This is a genomic window from Daejeonella rubra (genome assembly GCF_900103545.1).
Classification (GTDB): domain Bacteria; phylum Bacteroidota; class Bacteroidia; order Sphingobacteriales; family Sphingobacteriaceae; genus Daejeonella; species Daejeonella rubra.
On record NZ_FNHH01000034.1, the window covers coordinates 1 to 19,485 of the forward strand.

The following is a 19,485-nucleotide window of genomic DNA, read 5'->3' on the forward strand; positions in this document are numbered from 1 at the left end:
TACATCAATATACTGATTATCAATATATTATGCAAATTAACTTGTATATTTATTCCATAAAAAAGAGGCTGTCCTTTTGAGACAGCCTCTTTTTTTGTTTTGTATTTTTTTGCTGGATATTTTATTGGTATTGCAAATTCGTAAAGGGTATAGATCCAGCATTTGCATTCTGGTTTATCGTTCTTTCTGCTGTAAACTTCAACCTCAAGTCAATCACTAAAAATAATTTGTTTTACTAATTAAAATGTCTTTATATTTGTAAGTGAATATTCACTAACATATTAAATTGATAATAAAAATTCAATTTTTTCGATTGAACGTGATTTTGATAATGGATTTTAGTCTCAAATTTAAATAACCATGATAAGATCGATATCAGACAGGCAGCTTGAAATAATTGAAGCTGCTGGTAAAATCTTAACTGCTTCAGGGCTAAGCGGTCTAACAATAAAGAATTTAGCTAAGGAAATGAAGTTCTCAGAGAGTGCCATTTACAGGCATTTTGAAAGCAAGGAGCATATTATTCTTACGCTGCTTGAATACCTTGCAAAAGATATGGAGGACCGATTTTCAAGTGTCATTTCTGAAGAACAGTCTCCTGAGGAAAAATTCAAAACTATTTTTAAAGGTCAGTTTTCCTTTTTTAAGAAGAACCCACATTTTGTAGTGGCTGTGTTTTCTGACGGACTGATTGAAGAAAGTCAGAAGATCAATGAAAAGATATTACGAATAATGAGTGTAAAAATGAAGCATCTCATGCCCATTATTAAAGAGGGGCAGACCTTGCATGTATTTACCGACTCGGTTAGCGCAGAGGATCTGCTTAATGTTGTCATGGGTACTTTCAGGCTTCAGATGTTTAAATGGCGGGTAGCAAATTTTGATTTTGACATCAGGGTTAAAGGGGATCATATGATTGAAAGCCTGCTTACTCTGATCCGATCCAAATCAAACTAAATGCTTGTTATAATTGTTTAATACTATTGAGATGAATATTAAAGAACTACACCCGGCGAATAAGGAAGTATCTGCAGTATCAATTTTTAAGGGTACAGGAGAAGGTACAATTGCTTTACAAATCAAGGCTAATCAGGAGCTGAAAGAACATGTATCAAAAGTTCCCGCACTATTATTATGTATTGATGGTGAGGTTGTCTTTGAAAATGAAAAGGGGTTAAAGGAAACTCTTTTTCCCGGTGATTATATAAATATTGAGTCGATGGTTAAACATTGGGTGAAGGGGATTGATGACAGTCAGCTAATTCTTATAAAGTAGTATTTATAGTATTAAATAGTAACACCATGTCAAAAGTAGTAATTCTGGGAGCAGGCATTGCTGGTCATACAGCAGCCAGCCATTTGAGAAGAAAATTATCCGGCGAACATGAAATTCTGGTTGTTTCGCCGAACAGGAATTATCAATGGGTACCTTCCAATATTTGGGTTGGAATTGGCAGGATGAATGTGAGTGATGTTTCTTTTCCTCTGGAACCGGTTTATAAAAAGCATGGAATTGGATATAAACAAGCCAGGGTAGTTTCTTTTCATCCGGAGGGCAGCAGTACAGAAAATAAGCCATTTGTGAGGGTTGAATATATTTATGGTGAAAGTGCTGGTATTCAGGAGGATATAAGTTATGACTATCTGATCAATGCCACCGGACCCAAGCTTGCATTTGATCTCACAGAGGGTTTGAATCCTGGTACCAATAAAGCTTTTTCTGTTTGTACATACGACCATGCTATTCATGCGTCCGCAGCATTACATCAACTGATTAGCTCGGTAAGATCATCTGGTAAAAGGGCTAAAATACTTATCGGAACAGGGCATGCACGGGCTACATGCCAGGGTGCCGCATTTGAGTATATATTGAATGTAGAAAAGGAACTGGTCAAATTCAATGTCAGGGATAAAGTAGATGTTACCTGGATATCAAATGAATTTCAGTTAGGCGACTTTGGTATGGATGGTATGCTCCTTACTTATGGAAATACTACCCTTGAGTCAAGCGATATGGTTGAAATGGTGTTCGCCGATCGTGGTATTAAATGGATCTTAGGTGCAGGAGTTTATAAGGTAGAAGATGGAAAGGTTTTATACGAAAATCTTGATGGCGATTATAAAACGGAGGAGTTCGATTTTGCCATGCTGATTCCTTCTTTTTCGGGACATGGATTTAAAGCATACGACAAAGTCAATAATGATATAACCGATAAGTTATTTAAGGGCTTTATGATTGTGGATGCAGATTATTCTGCAAAACCTTATGAAGAATGGTCTGTTCAGGACTGGCCGGAGACTTATCAGAATCCTTCTTACAAAAATATTTTTGCTCCCGGAATTGCGTTTGCACCGCCTCATGCTATTTCCAGGCCTCGTAAAAGTAAAAATGGTACAGATATTTTCCCATCCCCTCCAAGGACAGGAATGCCTTCAGGAATAACCGCAAAAATTGTTTCTGATAATATCATTGACACTATCAAAAGTGGTTCCCCATCACATGCTGTTAGCTTAAATCATAAGGGTTCTATGGGAAATATGGGGGCCGCATGTATTGCATCTGCCGGCTATGGTTTGCTCGAGGGCAACGGAATCAGTATGACTACTTTTCCGATAGTGCCCGACTATAATAAATATAAGCATACACATGGCAGGGATTTGAAGAAGACATTCGGTGACATGGGACTAGCCGGTCACTGGTTGAAATTGCTTTTACATTATGCATTCTTATATAAAGCTAAAATGAAACCTTTCTGGTGGTTAATTCCGGAATAAAAATTAAGATCATGACACAAATAATATCAAATGCCGAGCATTCCCGAATGCGAAATCCTTTTATTCAGTTTTTCAGATTCATTTATCTGAGCTTAAAAATTTTGGGCATAGTTGCAGGTGGCCATGGAGGTACAAGAAAATAATCAGCGAATAGAATTATAAAAAAAACATCTCATTATGTTAGTAAGCGTTCACAAACTATATTTTTTTCTCCTGTTCTGGATTTCCGGTATTACAGTCGCAAAGGCACAGGTATTAACATTACAGCAATGTATTGACACTGCACAGGTTAATAATAATAACCTTAAAATTGGAAGGAATTCAATCGAAATTGGTGAGGAACGGTATAAAGAGGCCAAAGCTGGTTTGATCCCCAGAATATCAGCAAATGCAGATTATAAATATTTTGCTGATCTGCCATATCAGTTATTGCCAATGTCGGTATTTGGTGGTCAGGAAGGGCAGTTTAAGGAGGCCCGGTTCGGGGTCCCTCATAATATGAATGCCAATGTGCAATTAACAATGCCTTTGTATAATGCTCAGGTTTATGGAGCGATCAAAACAAGCAAAATAGCTTCAGAACTTAATCATCTTCAACTTCAAAAAACTGAGGAGCAGGTATTTTTTGAAATAGCCAATTTGTACTATAACGCTAGTATTCTGTATCATCAGGAAGCTTTTATTGATAGTAATCTCTTGAATGCAAAAAGGTTATTGAGCAATATGAAACTTCTGCATGAGCAATTGCTTGCCAAAAGTACAGATCTGAATAAGACAGAGTTACAGGTAACACAATTGAACACCCAAAAGGAAGCGGTCAACAGCAAATATCAGCAGATCTTAAATGCCCTGAAATTTGCCATGGGTGTATCGATTGAAAGGGATATTCAAATAGATCCAACTATACAGTTTCAACTTCCTGAAGAGTTTCAGACATTTTCCAGCATAGATGTTCGGGTCTCTGAAATACAAAACCGCTTGCTGAAAGTTGAACTCAATACTTTGAAAAAGTCCAAATTGCCAATGCTTTCTTTATTTGGAACCTATGGAACCACGGGTTTTGGATACGACAAACAGCCCAATTCATTTTTGAAATTTTATCCTGTCGGATTTGCTGGAGTACAGCTTTCTTTTCCATTGTTTAATGGAGCTGTATCACAGCAAAAAGTGAATCAGAAAAGATTTGAGCTAAATAATAATGAACTACAGAATAGTTTATTCACTGAGCAAAATGCCATGCAGGTGGAAAATGCAAAACTACAGCGTAATCTTGCTCAAAGGTCTATCAAAACAATATCAGATCAGTTAAATCTTGCCCAAACAATATATGAGCAAACCCTTCTTCAGCAAAAGTATCAGACAGCAAGTTTAAACGATGTACTTCTTAGTGATAATACTTTGCGTGAAGCACAGCAAACATATCTTTCGGCTGTTGTCGATTATCTGAAGGCGGACCTTGAACTGAAAAAATTAACCGGAAACATTTCAACATTCAAAAAATAACAGCTATGAACAGCAAATCGGCAGTAATTAAAAAAGTTTTAATCATCGTTATTCCAATAGCCCTGATCGCGGTTGCAGTGATAAGGCTTAAGAGTAATAAGGAGGTCACTCAAAAAAGTGTTTATCAATATGATAAGACGCAGGCAATTAACGTTCAAACAGACACGATTAAACTGGAAGACTTAAATACTGAATTCGCATTTACAGGAACATTTGAGCCATATAGGGAATCGAAGATCAGTTCTGAAGTTCAGGGTAAGATCAATTCTGTATTGGTAGATGCTGGCAGTTCAGTAAAAAAGGGGCAGGCGCTAATAATTCTGGATAATTCATTATTGAAATTGCAGCTAAAGAATATTGAAGTCCAGATGGAAGGCCTTCAGGCAGATGTGGCTAGATACTCAATATTAGCAAAGGCCGGTGCAATTCAGGGCATTCAATTAGAAAAGGCCGAGCTTGGTTTAAAGTCATCTCAGGTGCAAAGGGCATCATTGATCGAGCAGATCAATAAAACAACGATCAGAGCTCCTTTTGATGGCTTTGTCACCGCTAAGATCAGTGAGGAGGGTGCATTTGCTTCCCCCGGAATTCCTTTACTTCAGATCACTGATATTCATAGGTTAAAATTTACGGTAAATGTTGCTGAGAATGACTTGGATATGTTTGTTCAGAATCATTCGTATAGTATTACTTCTGATGCCTATCCTGAAATTAACATGTCAGGAAAAACAAGCATGATAGGCAATAAAGCTAATTCCGGCAGTAGTTATCCTGTGCAATTTACCCTGAACAATACATCAGACCAGAAGATCAAATCAGGGATGTTTGGAAAAGTGAATCTGGCTTCTGTCATTCAGGAGAAAGGAATTATGATCCCTTCTTCAGCGATAATCAAAACAAATGATCAGACTCAGGTTTACTTGGTCAGAAATACTGAAAATTCCGGTTCTATATCAAAAGGTAAGGCTTTTCTGAAAAACATAACCATCTCTGATCGGGTAAAGAATAACAGTGTAATTAATAGTGGACTGAATGAAGGAGATATGATTATACTGTCTGGTTTTATCAATCTTTTTGACGGTGCTAATGTGATCATTAAATAAATCAGCGAGAAATGAATCTTACAGAAATATCAATCAAACGCCCTTCACTGATCATCGTGCTTTTTAGTGTACTCACACTTTTAGGTATCATAGGATATAAAAATCTCAGTTACGAGCTAATGCCAGATTTTAATCAGCCGGTAGTTGTGATCAGGACGGTTTATCCCGGAGCTGAACCTTCTGAAGTAGAAACTTCTGTTTCCCGAAAAATAGAAGATGCTTTAGCTAATCTGGAAGGTGTAGATTATCTGGTAACCAAGTCCCTGCCAAATGCTTCGGTTATCATTGCCAATCTTAAATACGGGACAGATCTGGATAAAACTATGCAGGATGCTCAGCGCTATATTGATAATATCCGGAAGGATCTTCCGGAAGATGTTATGAGTCCGGTGATGACTAAAGTTTCTCCAAATGATCTTCCGATCATGTCAATCATTGCTACCAGTAATTTACCGGCAACAGAATTCTATCAGAAGATGAAGGATGAGTACCTGCCTCAGATACAACAGATTAAGGGTGTTGCAGAAATTAGCATACTGGGCGGACAGGAAAGAGAGATACAGATCAAGGTAGATCAGGATAAATTAAGACTGTATGGGCTTTCATTGACTCAGGTTGTTGAAGCAATCAATCGCTCCGGACTTGACCTTCCGACAGGGCAGGTACAAACTGAAAAGGAAAAGAGCTCGGTTCGTTTATCAGGAAAATTTACTCAAATAGAGGATATTAAAAACGTTCAGATAGCCATGCCTGTTCAGGGAAGCCCGGTTTACATCAAGGATATTGCAAATGTGACCGATGGTGTTAAAGAAATAACATCGATCAGCCGTTTTAATGGGGAAAATGGTATCGGACTATTATTGAAAAAGCAGGGTGATGCGAATGCGGTAGAAGTCTCCGGATCGGTACGTGAAAAAATCAAAACTATTGAAGCCCTGAATGCAGGCTCAGCTACAAAATTTGTAATTGCAGATGACAGTACTGATAATACCATTGCCGCAGTTGATTCAGTGGTTTTTGATTTGATTCTTGCTGTAATTCTGGTTTCAATCGTTATGCTGCTCTTTCTTAGGAGTTTCAGAAATTCATTGATCGTTATAATTGCCATTCCTACTTCCCTTGTCACTGCCTTTGCGGTTATGTGGATACTGGGATACACCCTTAATTTAATGACCTTGCTTGCTATGTCATTGATCATTGGCATACTGGTAGATGACGCTGTTGTCGTTTTAGAGAATATACAAAAGCATCTGGACAGGGGTAAAGAAAAAAGAATTGCTTCAATGGATGGACGTTTGGAGATCGGATTTTCGGCCTTGTCAATAACATTGGTCGACGTGGTTGTTTTCCTTCCGATACTTTTTTTACAGGTTTTTGTTGCTGACATGCTTAAACAATTCTCAATTGTTGTGATTACATCAACCCTTACCAGTTTACTGGTTGGATTCACGCTTACCCCATGGCTGGCATCAAGAATCGGAAAGAAAGATGATTTGAAACCAAGCAATTTTTTTAATCGTTTTTTGCTTTGGTTCGAGCGTCAGCTCGAAGGGTTTACGGAGTGGTACGGTATAAAGCTGGAGTGGGTATTGAATCATAAATTGATCTTCACTGGTATTGTGATCCTGCTTTCGGCCATGACCCTGGGGATCATGAAGCAGGGAATTATTGGAAAGGAGTTGATTTCAACGGGGGATCAGGGGAAATTCAGAATGAATCTTGAGTTTGACAAATCAATGTCTATCCAACAGAACAATTTGATCTCCCTGAAAATTGCGGATGTGATATCTAAAAAGCCTGAAGTCCTAAGCGTATTCAGTAATGTGGGCGGCCCCAGTACAGGTATTGGAAGTCTTGGACTTGGTTCTGCTAATAAAACAGAGTTTACCATACAGTTGAAATCAAAGAAAGAACTGAATGATGTCCCGACAGAAGAATTCATGAAAAAGCTTCGTGAAGAACTGAAAATGAAGTATCCGGGGATCAATTATTCCATGGCTGCACTGGGTTTAATTCCACGTTCAGCGCCCATTGAAATTACCTTAAGCGGAAGTAATTCTGATCTGGTGATGAAAACAGGCAGCGAATTGAGGTCTATCATAGAAAAAATTCCGGGAGCTGATAATGTTCGTTTATCAGTTGAACAAGGAAATCCTGAATATAAAATCATACCGGATAAAGATAAAATGCAGCGTTTAGGTTTAAGTACCGCCTACGTAGGAATAAATCTCAGGACAGCATTTACAGGAAATGATGATGCAACACTAACCGAGAATGGTACGGAGTATCCTGTAAGGATCTGGCTGGATGAATTTAGCCGCCAAAACTATGACGATGTTCAAAACCTGTCAATTGTAAACCCAAATGGTATGACTCTGAAGGTGTCACAATTTGCCACGGTTGAACAGGATAATTCGCCATCTCTTCTGGAACGTCTGGATCGCCAGCCTGCAGTTACACTCACTTCAGATGCCCTGGGCAGGCCATCGGGAACAGTGGCAGATGATGTTGTTGCCTATTTAAAACAGAATCCGCTACCAGATGGAATACTAATGACCTGGGGGAGTGATATTAAAAGGCAGAATGATAGTTTTGGGGCACTGGGTTCAGTTTTGCTAATGTCATTTCTTCTGATATACCTTATAATGGTAGCGCTCTACGATAGTTTTGTCTATCCCTTTGTAGTATTATTTTCAATTCCGCTGGCTGCTATCGGTGCATTTCTGGCTTTAAACTTATCACTGAATAATTTGAGTTTATTTTCTTTGCTAGGATTGATAATGCTGATGGGTTTGGTTGTGAAAAATGCTATTCTGATCGTGGATTTTACCAATCAGCTAAAGGCTGAGGGTAAACATTTCAAGGAGGCACTGATTCTCGCAGGAAAAGGAAGGATGCGACCTATTTTGATGACTACCCTTTCTATGGTTATTGGTATGCTTCCTATTGCAATGGCATCAGGAACAGCTTCAGAATGGAAGAATGGATTAGCATGGGTAATTATTGGCGGACTGCTTTCATCATTGGTTCTGACAGTCTTTTTAGTCCCGATGATCTATTACCTTGTCGATACAGCCAAAGAGAAATTTAGTCGCTAGCAGGGGATTTTGCCGGAGGTCAGAACCCATTACCGTTTTTTGTCTTCTTATGAAAAACAAAGCAAAAACCGACTAATGGCCTCCACCTTCCATCATCTTGCGTGCATGGAAAACACCCGGCAAAATAGCTTCCAGAGATTCTTTGGCACCATTGGGGCTTCCCGGTAGGGTGATGATCATTGTTTTACCGATAGCTCCGGCTACTGAACGACTCATCATGGCCAAGGGAGTACGCATCTGTCCGAAAGTTCTCATAGCTTCTGTAATGCCATCAGCATCCCGTTCCAGTATTTCCTTCACTGCACTGACGGTATTGTCACGGGGGCCTAATCCGGTTCCACCCGTAGTAAAAATGAATTGGATATCATCCGCAACCCAATCTTTTATCTGTTTCTGGATGGCCTCTTTATCATCGGGAAGTATTTTATAATGAAGAACATTACCCTTAACTTTTTTCAGCATATCGGAGATCAGCAGACCACTTTTATCCTCACGTTCACCACGTGCGGTAGAATCAGAACAAACAAGGACTGCGCAGGATGGAGATTCTTCAATAAAACGGTTGCGATCGCTTTTGCCGCCTTTCTTTTCCAATAATCTGATATTGCCGATCTCAAGTTTGGTATCAACCGGCTTAAGCATATCGTAGATCTCGAGCGCAGTAACAGAAACAGCGGTTAATGTTTCCATTTCAATGCCTGTACGTCCGATGGATTTAGCCTCACCCATAATCACAATTCCGCTTCTGTTCAATATATCCTCAGCAAAGAGCTCTGTATGTAGTTCTCTATTGATGAAATCGAACGTGAATTCCATTGCATCAATAGTAACCGGATGGCAATGGGGAAGGAGTTGAGGGGTAAGCTTTGCACCTAAAAACCCCGCTGCACGCGCCACATCAAAAAGGTTTCCCTTTGGGAGCTCATTCGAACGGATCAATTCAATACTTTTCTCCGAACAAAAAATAATAGCAACTGCTCTTGCGGTGCGGAGGGTGATCTGTTTGTGGCTGATATCGCGCATTTTGAGTTTTAAGTTTTACGTTGTAAGTATTACGTTCTAAGTTCTAAGTAGTAGGTTATAAGTTATAAGTTTTAAGTAGTAGGTTATAAGTAGTAGGTTATAAGTAGTAGGTTATAAGTAGTAGGTTATAAGTAGTAAGTTATTTTGTCCAAGGTAAGATTTATACTCTTAGCCATCATACTTCATACCTCAGTCATCATACCTCAGACATCATCCCTCATCTTCGTTTATCAATTTACAAAAAGTGATTTTTCAGTTAATTGAATTTTGTCCTGGTTCCTGGTTCCTGATACTTATTTATAAGACAATAAAAAGTCCCAAATGGTTTCGAAAGAATTATAATCCATGTTTTTACCTGGTACCAGAGGTTTCCCGCTTTCCCTTAAGGTTGGGTGTGTATGACCTCCATTAATGATCTTGTAAAGAACCACATCGTTCCTGCTTTTGTAATGATGAACCTCGACGGTAGATTTATCGCCTGGTTCTACATCCGGTAAAACCGTGACTTTGGCTTTGCTTTTAACCCCATTTCTGGCTTTCCAGTAGGCTATATTTTCATCTCCTGAGAATAGTCTTGGTGTACGCGTTACTTTAACAGGACCGCCTTCCCATTTGATAATTGAATCTGCAGTACCACTGGTAATAATGATGGGAATTGGTTTTGCTGTTGCAAATTGTTCGGCAATCTGCGGACTAATAGTTGAAACAAATGGTGCTATGGCTCTGATCTTTTCAGGTATATCGCAGCTTAAGCGGTAGGTCATCATTCCCCCGTTTGAACTGCCCGAGAAGTAAACTCTGTTAGGGTCTGCCTTGAAATCCCGTACAAACAGGTCTATCAGGGAAGTAAGATATCCTACATCATCAATTTTATCTGTAAGTGGGTAAGATCCTCCTAGTTTATCGTTCCAGTGCTTTGAAGTGGCATCCGGATAAACCACAATGGCCTTATCACGTTCAGCACGCGAATGGTACTGGGGTCCTAGAACATTTACACCTATCTGAGCGCTTGCACCCATTCCATGAAGGAAAAATACCACAGGTACTTTTTTCAGATTCTCAATTCCTGCAGGAATATAGTATATGTATTTACGCTGTAAGTCACCGTGGCTAAGAGAATCAGTATGCAGACCATTGCTTTGCTTTGACTGTCCATAGCTGTACTGAAATGCAAAAAGGCTAATAAATAGGTATAAAAATTTCACTTTCATGGCTTGAAAAAATTGATTCCGGTTTTTATTGCTCAAGTATCAGAAAATTTCCTGAAAATTTCTTTGTTTAACTCGTAGAAATCGCCTTTTAACTATTTTAACTTTATAAAAATTGTGTATTTTGTTCTGCGAATGATTGGTGTTGAGGATTAATTTTTGGAATGAAAAAAAAATATGAAAATCGGTCTTTTTATCCCCTGTTATGTTAACCAGTTATATCCCAATGCGGCCATAGCAACTCTCGAATTGCTGCAGAAACTGGGTGCTGATGTTAGTTATCCCTCTAAACAAACCTGTTGCGGTCAGCCTATGGCCAATTCGGGTTATGAGCATCTTACACAGTCATGTAATGATCTTTTTATTGAGAATTTCTCCGGATTTGATTATGTGGTAGCGCCTTCAGCAAGTTGTGTTCTACATATTAAAGACCATTTGCACTCTCATGCTGATGAAAAGGCAGCTGCCTCGATCAGAGGAAAGATCTATGAGCTTGTTGAATTTTTGACAGATGTGCTTAAAATAGAGAAACTGGATGCTTGTTTCCCTCATAAAGTTGGCCTTCACCAGAGTTGTCATGGTCTGAGAGGTTTACACCTTGCCCAGATGTCTGAACTTGTTGCCCCTGATTTTTCAAAACCAAAACAATTATTAAATATGGTTCAGGGACTCGAATTAACTGAGCTTGACAGGGTAGATGAGTGTTGTGGTTTTGGCGGATTATTCTGTATAGCAGAAGAAGCAGTTTCAGTAAAAATGGGAAAAGACCGCATAACAGATCATACAAAACATGGTGCAGAGTATATTACATCACCCGATCTTTCCTGTTTGATGCATATGGAGGGAATCCTTCAGCGCAATAACAGTAAGGTTAAGATCATTCATATAGCAGAAATATTAAATTGTTCATCCATAAAGGCATGAAAGGCACACAAGATCACGCAGCATTAGCAGAAGCATTCAATAAGGACGAAGATCGTGTCGACTGGCACGACGGTGCCCTTTGGTGGATCAGGCAAAAACGCGACCGTTCAGCAAACCAAACTCCTCAGTGGGAGGAGTTAAGGGAAGCGGCCTCAGCAATTAAATCCAATGTGATATCAAATCTGCACGATTACCTCCTGCAATTTGAAGAGAATCTCAAAAGAAATGGGGTGAAAGTCTATTGGGCTGCAGATGCAGAGGAGCATAACCAGATTATTTATAAAATATTAAGTGAGAAGAATATCAATCAGATGGTTAAGAGCAAGTCCATGCTCACTGAAGAATGCCATCTGAATGAATATCTTGCCGAGCGTGGAATTGATGTGATTAACTCCGATCTGGGGGAGTATATTCAACAAATTGATAATGAGCCACCTAGCCATATTGTATTGCCTTGTATCCATAAGAAAAAGGAGGAGATTGGAGAATTGTTTCATGAGCATCTGGGAACGGAAAAGGGCCTTTCTGACCCTACATTATTAACTCGCGTTGCCCGTAAGCATCTCCGTAATGTATTTATGACCAGGCGTGCGGCTTTAACAGGTGTGAACTTCGCCGTGGCAGAAACGGGTGAGTATGTGGTATGTACCAATGAGGGTAATGCTGATATGGGAGCTCATTTATGCGAGGTTCAGATAGCTTCCATGGGACTTGAGAAGATCGTTCCTGAGCGTAAGCATCTTGGGGTATTCCTCAGACTTCTCGCCAGAAGTGCCATCGGTCAGCCGATCACTATTTATTCCAGTCATTTCAGAAAACCCCGTCCGGGACAGGAAATGCACCTGGTATTAGTTGATAAGGGGCGAAGTGCATTGCTTGCCCGTCCTGATTTCAGGGATTCATTAAAATGTATAAAATGCGGTGGCTGTATGAATACCTGCCCGGTATATCGCAAGAGTGGTGGCTTGAGTTATCATAACACGATATCGGGTCCGATTGGTGCTATTTTAGCTCCGAATCTTGACATGAAAAAACATGCGGATCTTCCATTTGCTTCCACTTTGTGCGGATCATGTTCCAATGTTTGTCCGGTTAAGATCCCGATCCACGATCAGCTTTATAAATGGCGTCAGGTTATAGTGAAAGAAGGATATTCAGCAAGTCGTAAGACATTCAGTATGAAGGCCATGGCATTAACTTTGTCATCTCCTGAGATCTATAAAACTGCTGGCAAAACAGGTCGCTGGATATTAAATCATGCACCTTTTGCCATCAATAATAAATTCAATCCCTGGTATAAACAGCGCGAAATGCCTGATAGTCCCAAGCAATCTTTTGGCGAATGGTATGCAAAAAATGGTTCGAAAAGCTGAGTAATAATGATAAAAAATAAAAACAAATGAGCAGCAGAGATAGTATACTGGCAGCTGTTTTGAAAAATCAGCCCCCTTTAACTTCCCTTCCGGATATCTCCGGGTTTAAAGTTCCTGAAGAAGATCTTGTTGAAAAATACAAAGATACATTTTCAGGAATAGGAGGAATTGTGTATAGTGCTGCCAATATGGAAGCAGTAAAAAATCACATCAGGGAGAATTTCGACACCGGAAAAAGGATTGTCAGCACTCTGCCTGCATTGAGTGATGTAGCTGAGTTTTGTTCAGCATCTGTTGAGCCCCATAGCTTTGAAGATGTGGAACTGGCTATTATTGAGGCACGTTTGGCTGTTGCAGAGAATGGTGCTGTTTGGTTAACCGAAGAGGTTATGGGGCATCGTATCATACCTTATATTTCTCAGCACCTTGCGGTGGTAGTGGATGAGTCAGTTATCGTATCCACCATGCATGAGGCTTATGCTAAAATTGCAGATGAAGAATATGGCTTTGGTGGTTTTATCGGTGGACCTTCAAAAACGGCTGATATTGAACAGGCATTGGTTTTGGGTGCACATGGCCCACTTAGCATGACTGTTTATTTAATAAAATGATCTTACAGGAATACCTATACTATGAAACCTGCATGCGCTTGCCGCTCACAAAAAGACATAAATATAAGCTCATGCAAGCTTCATTGCTATTTAAAAACAATTATTTACTAATGAAAAACAATGCCATCATTATCCGTGATAACCTTCAAGAGGAATACCAGGATATTTATACTGTTGAGGCAATAGATGCGCTGAATGCTCTTGCACATTTTAATAAGTCTGTTAAGGACCTGATGACCGAAAGGATCAAAAGAAGAAACGACCGTCAGAAGAATAAAACGAGAATCACTTTTTATGATCCTGAAAGTATGATCCCTGGAACTGATATTAAAGTTCAGGATGCACGGGATGGAAAATTTGAAGGATCCGCTATTCCGCATGACCTTCAGCGCCAGTGGATTCAGGGTACTGGTCCTGCTTCAAAGCCAAATGCAAGTTTGGAGAGCAGCATCAGAAATGCGGCTTATGCACTTTTATCAGGTGCAGACGGATGGATGTTTGATGGGGAGGACGCATTGGGTCAGATCGCAAGCATGTCGCTTGATAATCAGCGTAACCTGAAGCTGGCGATATCCAAAGATCCGGTTTTCTTAAAAGTAGCAGAACAAGTTGCTGGTGAAATGAACCGTTGGTCGGAAGGTTTTTTGGGGTATCCAATGGTTAAGGATTGGAAGACACAGCTCGACTTTACGACTAAGATTTTCCGTTGCCGCGGGCTTCATTTGGATGATCGTCATATCCGTGATGCGGAAGGGGTAGCAATGGCCGCTTCCATAGCTGATCTTTGCCTTTATGTGGTTAATAATTACAGACAACTGCAGATTTCCGGTTCTTCCATTGTACTTTATCTTCCCAAGATACAGACTGCAACAGAGGCAGCACTATGGAATAAAATGCTGACTGCACTAGAAGCCCATCTCGGACTTGAAACAGGAACAATCAAGGTATATCTTCTCGTTGAGCAGCTGGAGGCAACCTATCAGCTGATGGAGATCAGGGCTGTACTAGGAAAACATTTTGTTGGCTATAATACAGGCCGATGGGATTATATAAACAGTGTTTCTGATGCCATGGCATGGGATAAGACCTTCATCAATCCGAATATTGAGTCGGTAACCATGACCTATGGTTATATGCGTAACTATGAAGACCGTGTTCGCAGAGCGGTGAATACACCTGATATAAATGGAAATTGTGCGATCTGGCAGGGTGGGATGGAACCCAATATACCGGTTGGATCTCCTGACGGTGTGTCTGCAAGTATGAAAAAGGCATTTGCCGGAGCTGAGAGAGAACAAAGAGAAGGTGCCAGCGGAAAATGGGTGGCGCATTGGAAAATGGTAAATATCGTCAGGCCGGTATGGGAAAAATCAGGGGAAGCGAATCAGGTGGGAAGAAAATTTCCAGCACTTACTTATACCCAGCAGGATGCGGATGGCTTAATTCTGCTGGAACCAGCCCCGATAACGATCAGAGGTGCACGCAACCTTTTGAGTGTTGCTATTCAATATGGCAATGCATTTGCTCAGGGAATGCAGGCTGCAGCTCTTAAGGCAGCAGATGATTTTGGCAATGACGATATCCTTTACCTGATGGAAGATATGGCCACAGGCGAGATAAGATTAAGTATAGTATGGGAATGGGTACATAAAGGTGCCAGATTTACTGATTCAGATGTCGAAACCGGTGTGAATGCAGGAGATGTATTCAGTTTTGATCTGCTCAAAAGATTGATTGAAGAGGAATATTCTAAACTGCTGAAGGCTGATAATAAGGATGTTTATGATGCTTCAAAAACAACAACACTTCCAATTGCCCGGGAGATCGCTGAGATCTATGTATTCAATGAATTCAAGATTCCATGGTTCATTGATCTGCTGAATATCAACCTGAACAATTCTGATCTGAATGTTGCAAAAAAACGGATCTCAAATTATATAGAGACCTTTCAGAATGAAGGAAAGCGTATCACTGAAAATCCGGATTTTGTACTCTGAAAATTGTGCCCGGGACTAGTTGGCAGAAATTTAGCTTTGAATCAAAAAGTTCTGAATCCTTTGAAAGAGAATGATTCAGGCAAGACAATTGTCTTAAATAAAAAAAATATTGTCTTTTAAAATCTAAAATTATCAATAAAAAAATATGAAAAAAGCCCTGCTATTAATTGGTTTTTGTATCATTCAAATGACTGCTTTTGCGCAGGTTTCAGCGAGGGAGATTTTAAAACAAAAGACTGAGAATGATCTGAAAGAGATCATTGGCTCGTCACCTTCACTCACTGGTTTGATGGCCATTGACCTGACCAGTGGAGAAATCATTGGAATTAATTCTGATATTGTTTTCACTCAAGCCAGTGCTATCAAGATCCCGATCCTGATGGAGGTTTACAAGCAGGCTCATGAAAAGAAATTTGCGCTATCAGACATTAAACCATTAGTTGCTTCAAACATCGTAGCCGGTTCGGGCATATTGAATGCAATGACCGATCCGGTTAATCTGAGTATTCGTAATTATTGTATGCTGATGATTGGATTAAGCGATAATTCAGCAACGAATACTCTGATCGAGCTCGTGGGAATGAAGAATATCAATAGTACCATGCAGTCTTTAGGTTTTCCAAATACGAAGGTTCAGCGAAAAATGATCGATCAGCCTGCTTCCTTGCGTAATGAGGAGAATTTATCTACTCCAGCGGAGGCTGCCCGAATAATGAAGTTATTGCACGAAGGGAAGTTCATCGATAAAACAAGTTCAGAAGAGATCTTATCTATCCTGAAAAAGAATCCCATAGAAAATAGTAAGCTTGCCGGTGGACTTCCATCAAATGTGAAGCTTGCATTCAAACCTGGAGGTATGGGAGGGGTGTCAACTGAATGGGGAATAGTTTATTTATCAAACAGCCCGTATGCCATTGCAGTAATGGAGAATTATAAAACTTCTGCCACCCCCTCTGATATTATTGCTGCTATCTCAAAGAGGGTGTTCGACTATTTTTCAATGCTGAAAGCAACTAAATACGGGGTCTTACTTGGGAATTGAATTGTAGCATTGACAATTCCAGGTTATCAGCTTTTATGAACAACTAGTTTCTCGTTACCGCGCCGCCGCCAAATTTATTTAGACGCAGGTTAAATGAAAGCATAAAGTATCTTCCAAGACGGTTAACCTGACGATCGATAATAATATTGTCAAACACATCTCTGGATATCCCTGAATTTTGATCGAAAATATCAAATGCCTCTAATCTGAGTGCACCAACATTACCTTTCATAAATCGGTATTCAGTATACAGCCTTAAAATTGTTGGATTTTTGATGATTGAATTGTCAAATCCTGAATTGATGGTTTTTCTGAGGTCATATCCCAGAGTAAGATCTTTGAAAAAGTAATTTCTTCCTCTGAATTCAATTTCAATTGTATTGGTCTTTCGATCTTCAAAGGTTTCTTGCGAATATCGGGTCGTATTGATTGAGTAGGAAGTTTCAAGTTCCGCATCGATCACATCTTTAATGTCAACTTCAAATTCAATTTCCTGTCTGACAATGAAATTCTTTGCAATGTTCTTTGACTGATCTATAAAAGCCACATTATTATTTAATGCACCACTTCCTGAATAGGTAATGGTGAATTTACGCTCTGCAAAAGGTACCCCGTAAGAGTAGTCACCCCGCACAGTGTAGAACCCATCAGTATTGGTATAACTTGTCACCTGATTAATTGTATTTGGGATCAGTACTTTGGTGGTAACGATCTTATCCTGAGTTTGGTTAAGAGCCAGATTCGCATACAGAATATGCCCTTTGTCCCAGTCTGACTGATTGTAGCGGGCATTGAAAGAGTGAACAAACTCCGGATTCAGATCCGGGTTTCCTGTAATTGTATTCTGAAGGTTAGAATTATCAGTTATTGGCTGTAATTGAAGGAAGCCAGGCTGATTACTTCTGCCCCAGTAATTGACCTGCAATGCCTGCTGCTTGGAAAATTTATATGAAAGGCGTGCAGATGGAATGATGTTGAATGTTTTGTTTCTTGTGTCGATACCTCTGCTCAAATTTCTGCCTTCCAGTAAAGTTGGTTGTGCATTTAAACCTAATGTATAATTAAATTTTTGTTCAATAAACCTGTAACTTAATCCATAACGATTAGTGGTGAATTGATACTCATATTCATTACTCAGATCGGAATTCAGAACCGGCTGAGTATTTACTATATCACTTGTTTCACGGGTAGTATTAGTAATTGAATGACTCCGGCTGTAGCTGAATTCCAGGTAATTCTTCTTCCATAAAGGCTCCATATAAGATATGTTGCCCCATGTGGAGAAATTATCATTGACATTGTCTATCAATTGATTCTGTATCCGTGTAGAGTCGTTTCCGCTTTGTTTGATAAGATAGTTATTCAATACATTTCTGAAATTATCTCCTTCAGAATAATTAAAATTTCCTCTGACACTAATATTACGGCCTTTTTTATGGAACCTGTGATTATAAAACAGATTGGTTGACATATTCAGGGATGTGGCATCTGTTCCAGATAAGTTAGTTCTTTCTGTAATTAGATCTTCCTGGGCTATATCATATAATCCCTGATTATCTGAGCTGTTATCATTGAAAGTAATACGGGGAGAGATCTTAAAGAAATTAAGTGAGTCTGGCTTGTATTCCATATTTCCTGAAAACTCGTGACTGAAATTATTGCTGCTATTGTTTGTTGAAGCATTTTCACGGCGAGTAAAATTTTCAAGAAAGTTTTGTGTGAAAGTTTTGGTCAGAGTTGTGTTTTTTCTATTATTGAAACCGTATGCGGCATCAGCAGAGAATTTTTTGCCCCAGTCATTCCGGTAGTTTGTATTGACAGCATTGGTATTGGTAATTCCATTTCCGCCACCACGCATATTGGTGTTATTTATTGTGCCGTCAAATGAGATCTGCTGATCACCTTTAAAGGTGTTTCCTCTCAAATAGGTATTGTATCGATCTTGATTTCCCAAACCGCCGGACATCCTTACGCTATATCCCTTTTTCTTGTCCTCCTGTATGGTCAGATTCAATATCTTCTCAGGTTCTCCGGTTTTTATACCCGTAAGTCTGGCCTGATCACCATAATCGTCAATAAACTGAAGATTTTTTATGATATCGGCTGGTAGGTTCTTGATTGCAGTGGCTACATCAGTTCCGAAAAAATCCTTTCCATTGATCCGTATTTTTGTAATCGCCTCTCCCTGATTGGTAACATTTCCGTCGACATCCACTTTCACTCCAGGTAGTTTTCTAAGCACCTCATCTACTGCATCACCCTGACGAACTGGATATGCCGCTGCATTGAATGAAACCGTGTCCTCGCCGATCTTTATTGAAGTCACAGCCGTTATTACTACTTCGTTCAGTGTGTTGGATGATGTTTTTAATGTTATTGCAGGGATATTTAGTGAATTCCCTTCTGTGATCTTATAGGTTTTCATAAAGGTTTCAAAACCAAGAAATGCAGCAGAAAAATTAAATTCGGGCCACTTAACATTATTGAATGAAAAGGCACCATTGATATCTGCTGCCGTAGCAAGGCTGTCGCCTGCCCATTTGAGTTTAATAAGTGTGCCTGTTAATGGTATACCTGATGTATCCTGGACAATTCCCTTTACTATATACGACTGAGAATAACCTTGTAAAAAACATATAACAAAAGTGAAGGTAAGGAGGGTTCTTTTCATAGGCCAATTAGTCACAGGTTTCTTAATCATTGTTTTTGAAGCAGTTGCCTGAACTTTCAGTTAATATTTTAATGTCAAAGATAATCCCCCACAGCTCATGAATTGGATACAAATCAGTATTGTTACATAGTTTATACAGTATTCTGACCGATTAACA

The 19,485-nt window shown here is 39.5% G+C and carries 15 protein-coding genes; 12 read left to right on the forward strand and 3 right to left on the reverse strand.

Annotated features, from left to right (window positions below):
• Positions 1-360: 360 nt before the first annotated feature.
• The 7 genes from BLR27_RS16525 to BLR27_RS16550 are packed head-to-tail and all read left to right on the forward strand — an operon-like array spanning position 361 to position 8,479.
• A complete protein-coding gene (locus BLR27_RS16525; RefSeq protein WP_090706733.1) occupies positions 361-957 on the forward strand; it encodes a TetR/AcrR family transcriptional regulator in 597 nt (198 codons plus the stop codon).
• A gap of 31 nt (positions 958-988) precedes the next feature.
• A complete protein-coding gene (locus BLR27_RS16530) occupies positions 989-1,276 on the forward strand; it encodes a cupin domain-containing protein (protein WP_090706735.1) in 288 nt (95 codons plus the stop codon).
• 26 nt (positions 1,277-1,302) lie between these two features.
• Positions 1,303-2,775 carry an NAD(P)/FAD-dependent oxidoreductase gene (locus tag BLR27_RS16535; protein ID WP_090706736.1) on the forward strand — a complete coding sequence of 491 codons (1,473 nt, stop codon included), beginning with the start codon at positions 1,303-1,305 and terminating at the stop codon, positions 2,773-2,775.
• A gap of 11 nt (positions 2,776-2,786) precedes the next feature.
• Positions 2,787-2,918 (forward strand): hypothetical protein, encoded by a 132-nt coding sequence (locus tag BLR27_RS18840; protein ID WP_262485663.1) that lies wholly within the window; start codon positions 2,787-2,789, stop codon positions 2,916-2,918.
• Positions 2,919-2,952: 34 nt separating this feature from the next.
• Complete coding sequence (locus tag BLR27_RS16540) at positions 2,953-4,278, forward strand: TolC family protein (protein WP_221406368.1); 1,326 nt, start codon at positions 2,953-2,955, stop codon at positions 4,276-4,278.
• A 5-nt stretch (positions 4,279-4,283) separates the two neighbouring features.
• Positions 4,284-5,381 (forward strand): efflux RND transporter periplasmic adaptor subunit, encoded by a 1,098-nt coding sequence (locus tag BLR27_RS16545; RefSeq protein ID WP_090706740.1) that lies wholly within the window; start codon positions 4,284-4,286, stop codon positions 5,379-5,381.
• A gap of 11 nt (positions 5,382-5,392) precedes the next feature.
• Complete coding sequence (locus BLR27_RS16550) at positions 5,393-8,479, forward strand: efflux RND transporter permease subunit (protein WP_090706741.1); 3,087 nt, start codon at positions 5,393-5,395, stop codon at positions 8,477-8,479.
• A 72-nt stretch (positions 8,480-8,551) separates the two neighbouring features.
• On the opposite strand, the gene moaCB is transcribed toward BLR27_RS16550, so the two are convergent.
• A complete protein-coding gene (gene moaCB, locus BLR27_RS16555) occupies positions 8,552-9,502 on the reverse strand; it encodes a bifunctional molybdenum cofactor biosynthesis protein MoaC/MoaB (protein ID WP_090706743.1) in 951 nt (316 codons plus the stop codon).
• Positions 9,503-9,795: 293 nt separating this feature from the next.
• Positions 9,796-10,713 carry an alpha/beta hydrolase family esterase gene (locus tag BLR27_RS16560; RefSeq protein WP_090706744.1) on the reverse strand — a complete coding sequence of 306 codons (918 nt, stop codon included), beginning with the start codon at positions 10,711-10,713 and terminating at the stop codon, positions 9,796-9,798.
• A gap of 174 nt (positions 10,714-10,887) precedes the next feature.
• Here BLR27_RS16560 and BLR27_RS16565 point away from each other — a divergent pair, with 174 nt between their 5' ends.
• The 5 genes from BLR27_RS16565 to BLR27_RS16585 all read left to right on the forward strand — a co-directional run bounded on the left by BLR27_RS16565 (position 10,888) and on the right by BLR27_RS16585 (position 16,657).
• Positions 10,888-11,634 (forward strand): (Fe-S)-binding protein, encoded by a 747-nt coding sequence (locus BLR27_RS16565; protein WP_090706745.1) that lies wholly within the window; start codon positions 10,888-10,890, stop codon positions 11,632-11,634.
• Positions 11,631-13,007 (forward strand): lactate utilization protein B, encoded by a 1,377-nt coding sequence (locus tag BLR27_RS16570; protein WP_090706747.1) that lies wholly within the window; start codon positions 11,631-11,633, stop codon positions 13,005-13,007. Before BLR27_RS16565 ends, BLR27_RS16570 begins: the two co-directional genes overlap by 4 nt.
• Positions 13,008-13,033: 26 nt before the next feature.
• Positions 13,034-13,618 (forward strand): LutC/YkgG family protein, encoded by a 585-nt coding sequence (locus BLR27_RS16575; RefSeq protein WP_090706749.1) that lies wholly within the window; start codon positions 13,034-13,036, stop codon positions 13,616-13,618.
• 110 nt (positions 13,619-13,728) lie between these two features.
• Positions 13,729-15,615 carry an aldolase/citrate lyase/malate synthase family protein gene (locus BLR27_RS16580; protein WP_090706780.1) on the forward strand — a complete coding sequence of 629 codons (1,887 nt, stop codon included), beginning with the start codon at positions 13,729-13,731 and terminating at the stop codon, positions 15,613-15,615.
• Positions 15,616-15,760: 145 nt separating this feature from the next.
• Positions 15,761-16,657, forward strand: a complete 897-nt coding sequence (locus BLR27_RS16585; protein ID WP_090706751.1) for a serine hydrolase — start codon at positions 15,761-15,763, stop codon at positions 16,655-16,657.
• A 43-nt stretch (positions 16,658-16,700) separates the two neighbouring features.
• On the opposite strand, the gene BLR27_RS16590 is transcribed toward BLR27_RS16585, so the two are convergent.
• The gene (locus BLR27_RS16590) at positions 16,701-19,328 is read right to left on the reverse strand and encodes an outer membrane beta-barrel protein (protein WP_176767729.1); all 2,628 of its coding nucleotides are present in this window, start codon (positions 19,326-19,328) and stop codon (positions 16,701-16,703) included.
• Between the last annotated feature and the right edge of the window lie 157 nt (positions 19,329-19,485).

Excerpts from the sequence above, each read along its gene's own strand:
- BLR27_RS16525 (WP_090706733.1), top strand. The coding sequence starts at position 361 with ATGATAAGATCGATATCAGACAGGCAGCTTGAAATAATTGAAGCTGCT.
- BLR27_RS16530 (WP_090706735.1), top strand. The coding sequence starts at position 989 with ATGAATATTAAAGAACTACACCCGGCGAATAAGGAAGTATCTGCAGTA.
- BLR27_RS16535 (WP_090706736.1), top strand. The coding sequence starts at position 1,303 with ATGTCAAAAGTAGTAATTCTGGGAGCAGGCATTGCTGGTCATACAGCA.
- BLR27_RS18840 (WP_262485663.1), top strand. The coding sequence starts at position 2,787 with ATGACACAAATAATATCAAATGCCGAGCATTCCCGAATGCGAAATCCT.
- BLR27_RS16540 (WP_221406368.1), top strand. The coding sequence starts at position 2,953 with ATGTTAGTAAGCGTTCACAAACTATATTTTTTTCTCCTGTTCTGGATT.
- BLR27_RS16545 (WP_090706740.1), top strand. The coding sequence starts at position 4,284 with ATGAACAGCAAATCGGCAGTAATTAAAAAAGTTTTAATCATCGTTATT.
- BLR27_RS16550 (WP_090706741.1), top strand. The coding sequence starts at position 5,393 with ATGAATCTTACAGAAATATCAATCAAACGCCCTTCACTGATCATCGTG.
- moaCB (WP_090706743.1), bottom strand. The coding sequence starts at position 9,502 with ATGCGCGATATCAGCCACAAACAGATCACCCTCCGCACCGCAAGAGCA.
- BLR27_RS16560 (WP_090706744.1), bottom strand. The coding sequence starts at position 10,713 with ATGAAAGTGAAATTTTTATACCTATTTATTAGCCTTTTTGCATTTCAG.
- BLR27_RS16565 (WP_090706745.1), top strand. The coding sequence starts at position 10,888 with ATGAAAATCGGTCTTTTTATCCCCTGTTATGTTAACCAGTTATATCCC.
- BLR27_RS16570 (WP_090706747.1), top strand. The coding sequence starts at position 11,631 with ATGAAAGGCACACAAGATCACGCAGCATTAGCAGAAGCATTCAATAAG.
- BLR27_RS16575 (WP_090706749.1), top strand. The coding sequence starts at position 13,034 with ATGAGCAGCAGAGATAGTATACTGGCAGCTGTTTTGAAAAATCAGCCC.
- BLR27_RS16580 (WP_090706780.1), top strand. The coding sequence starts at position 13,729 with ATGAAAAACAATGCCATCATTATCCGTGATAACCTTCAAGAGGAATAC.
- BLR27_RS16585 (WP_090706751.1), top strand. The coding sequence starts at position 15,761 with ATGAAAAAAGCCCTGCTATTAATTGGTTTTTGTATCATTCAAATGACT.
- BLR27_RS16590 (WP_176767729.1), bottom strand. The coding sequence starts at position 19,328 with ATGAAAAGAACCCTCCTTACCTTCACTTTTGTTATATGTTTTTTACAA.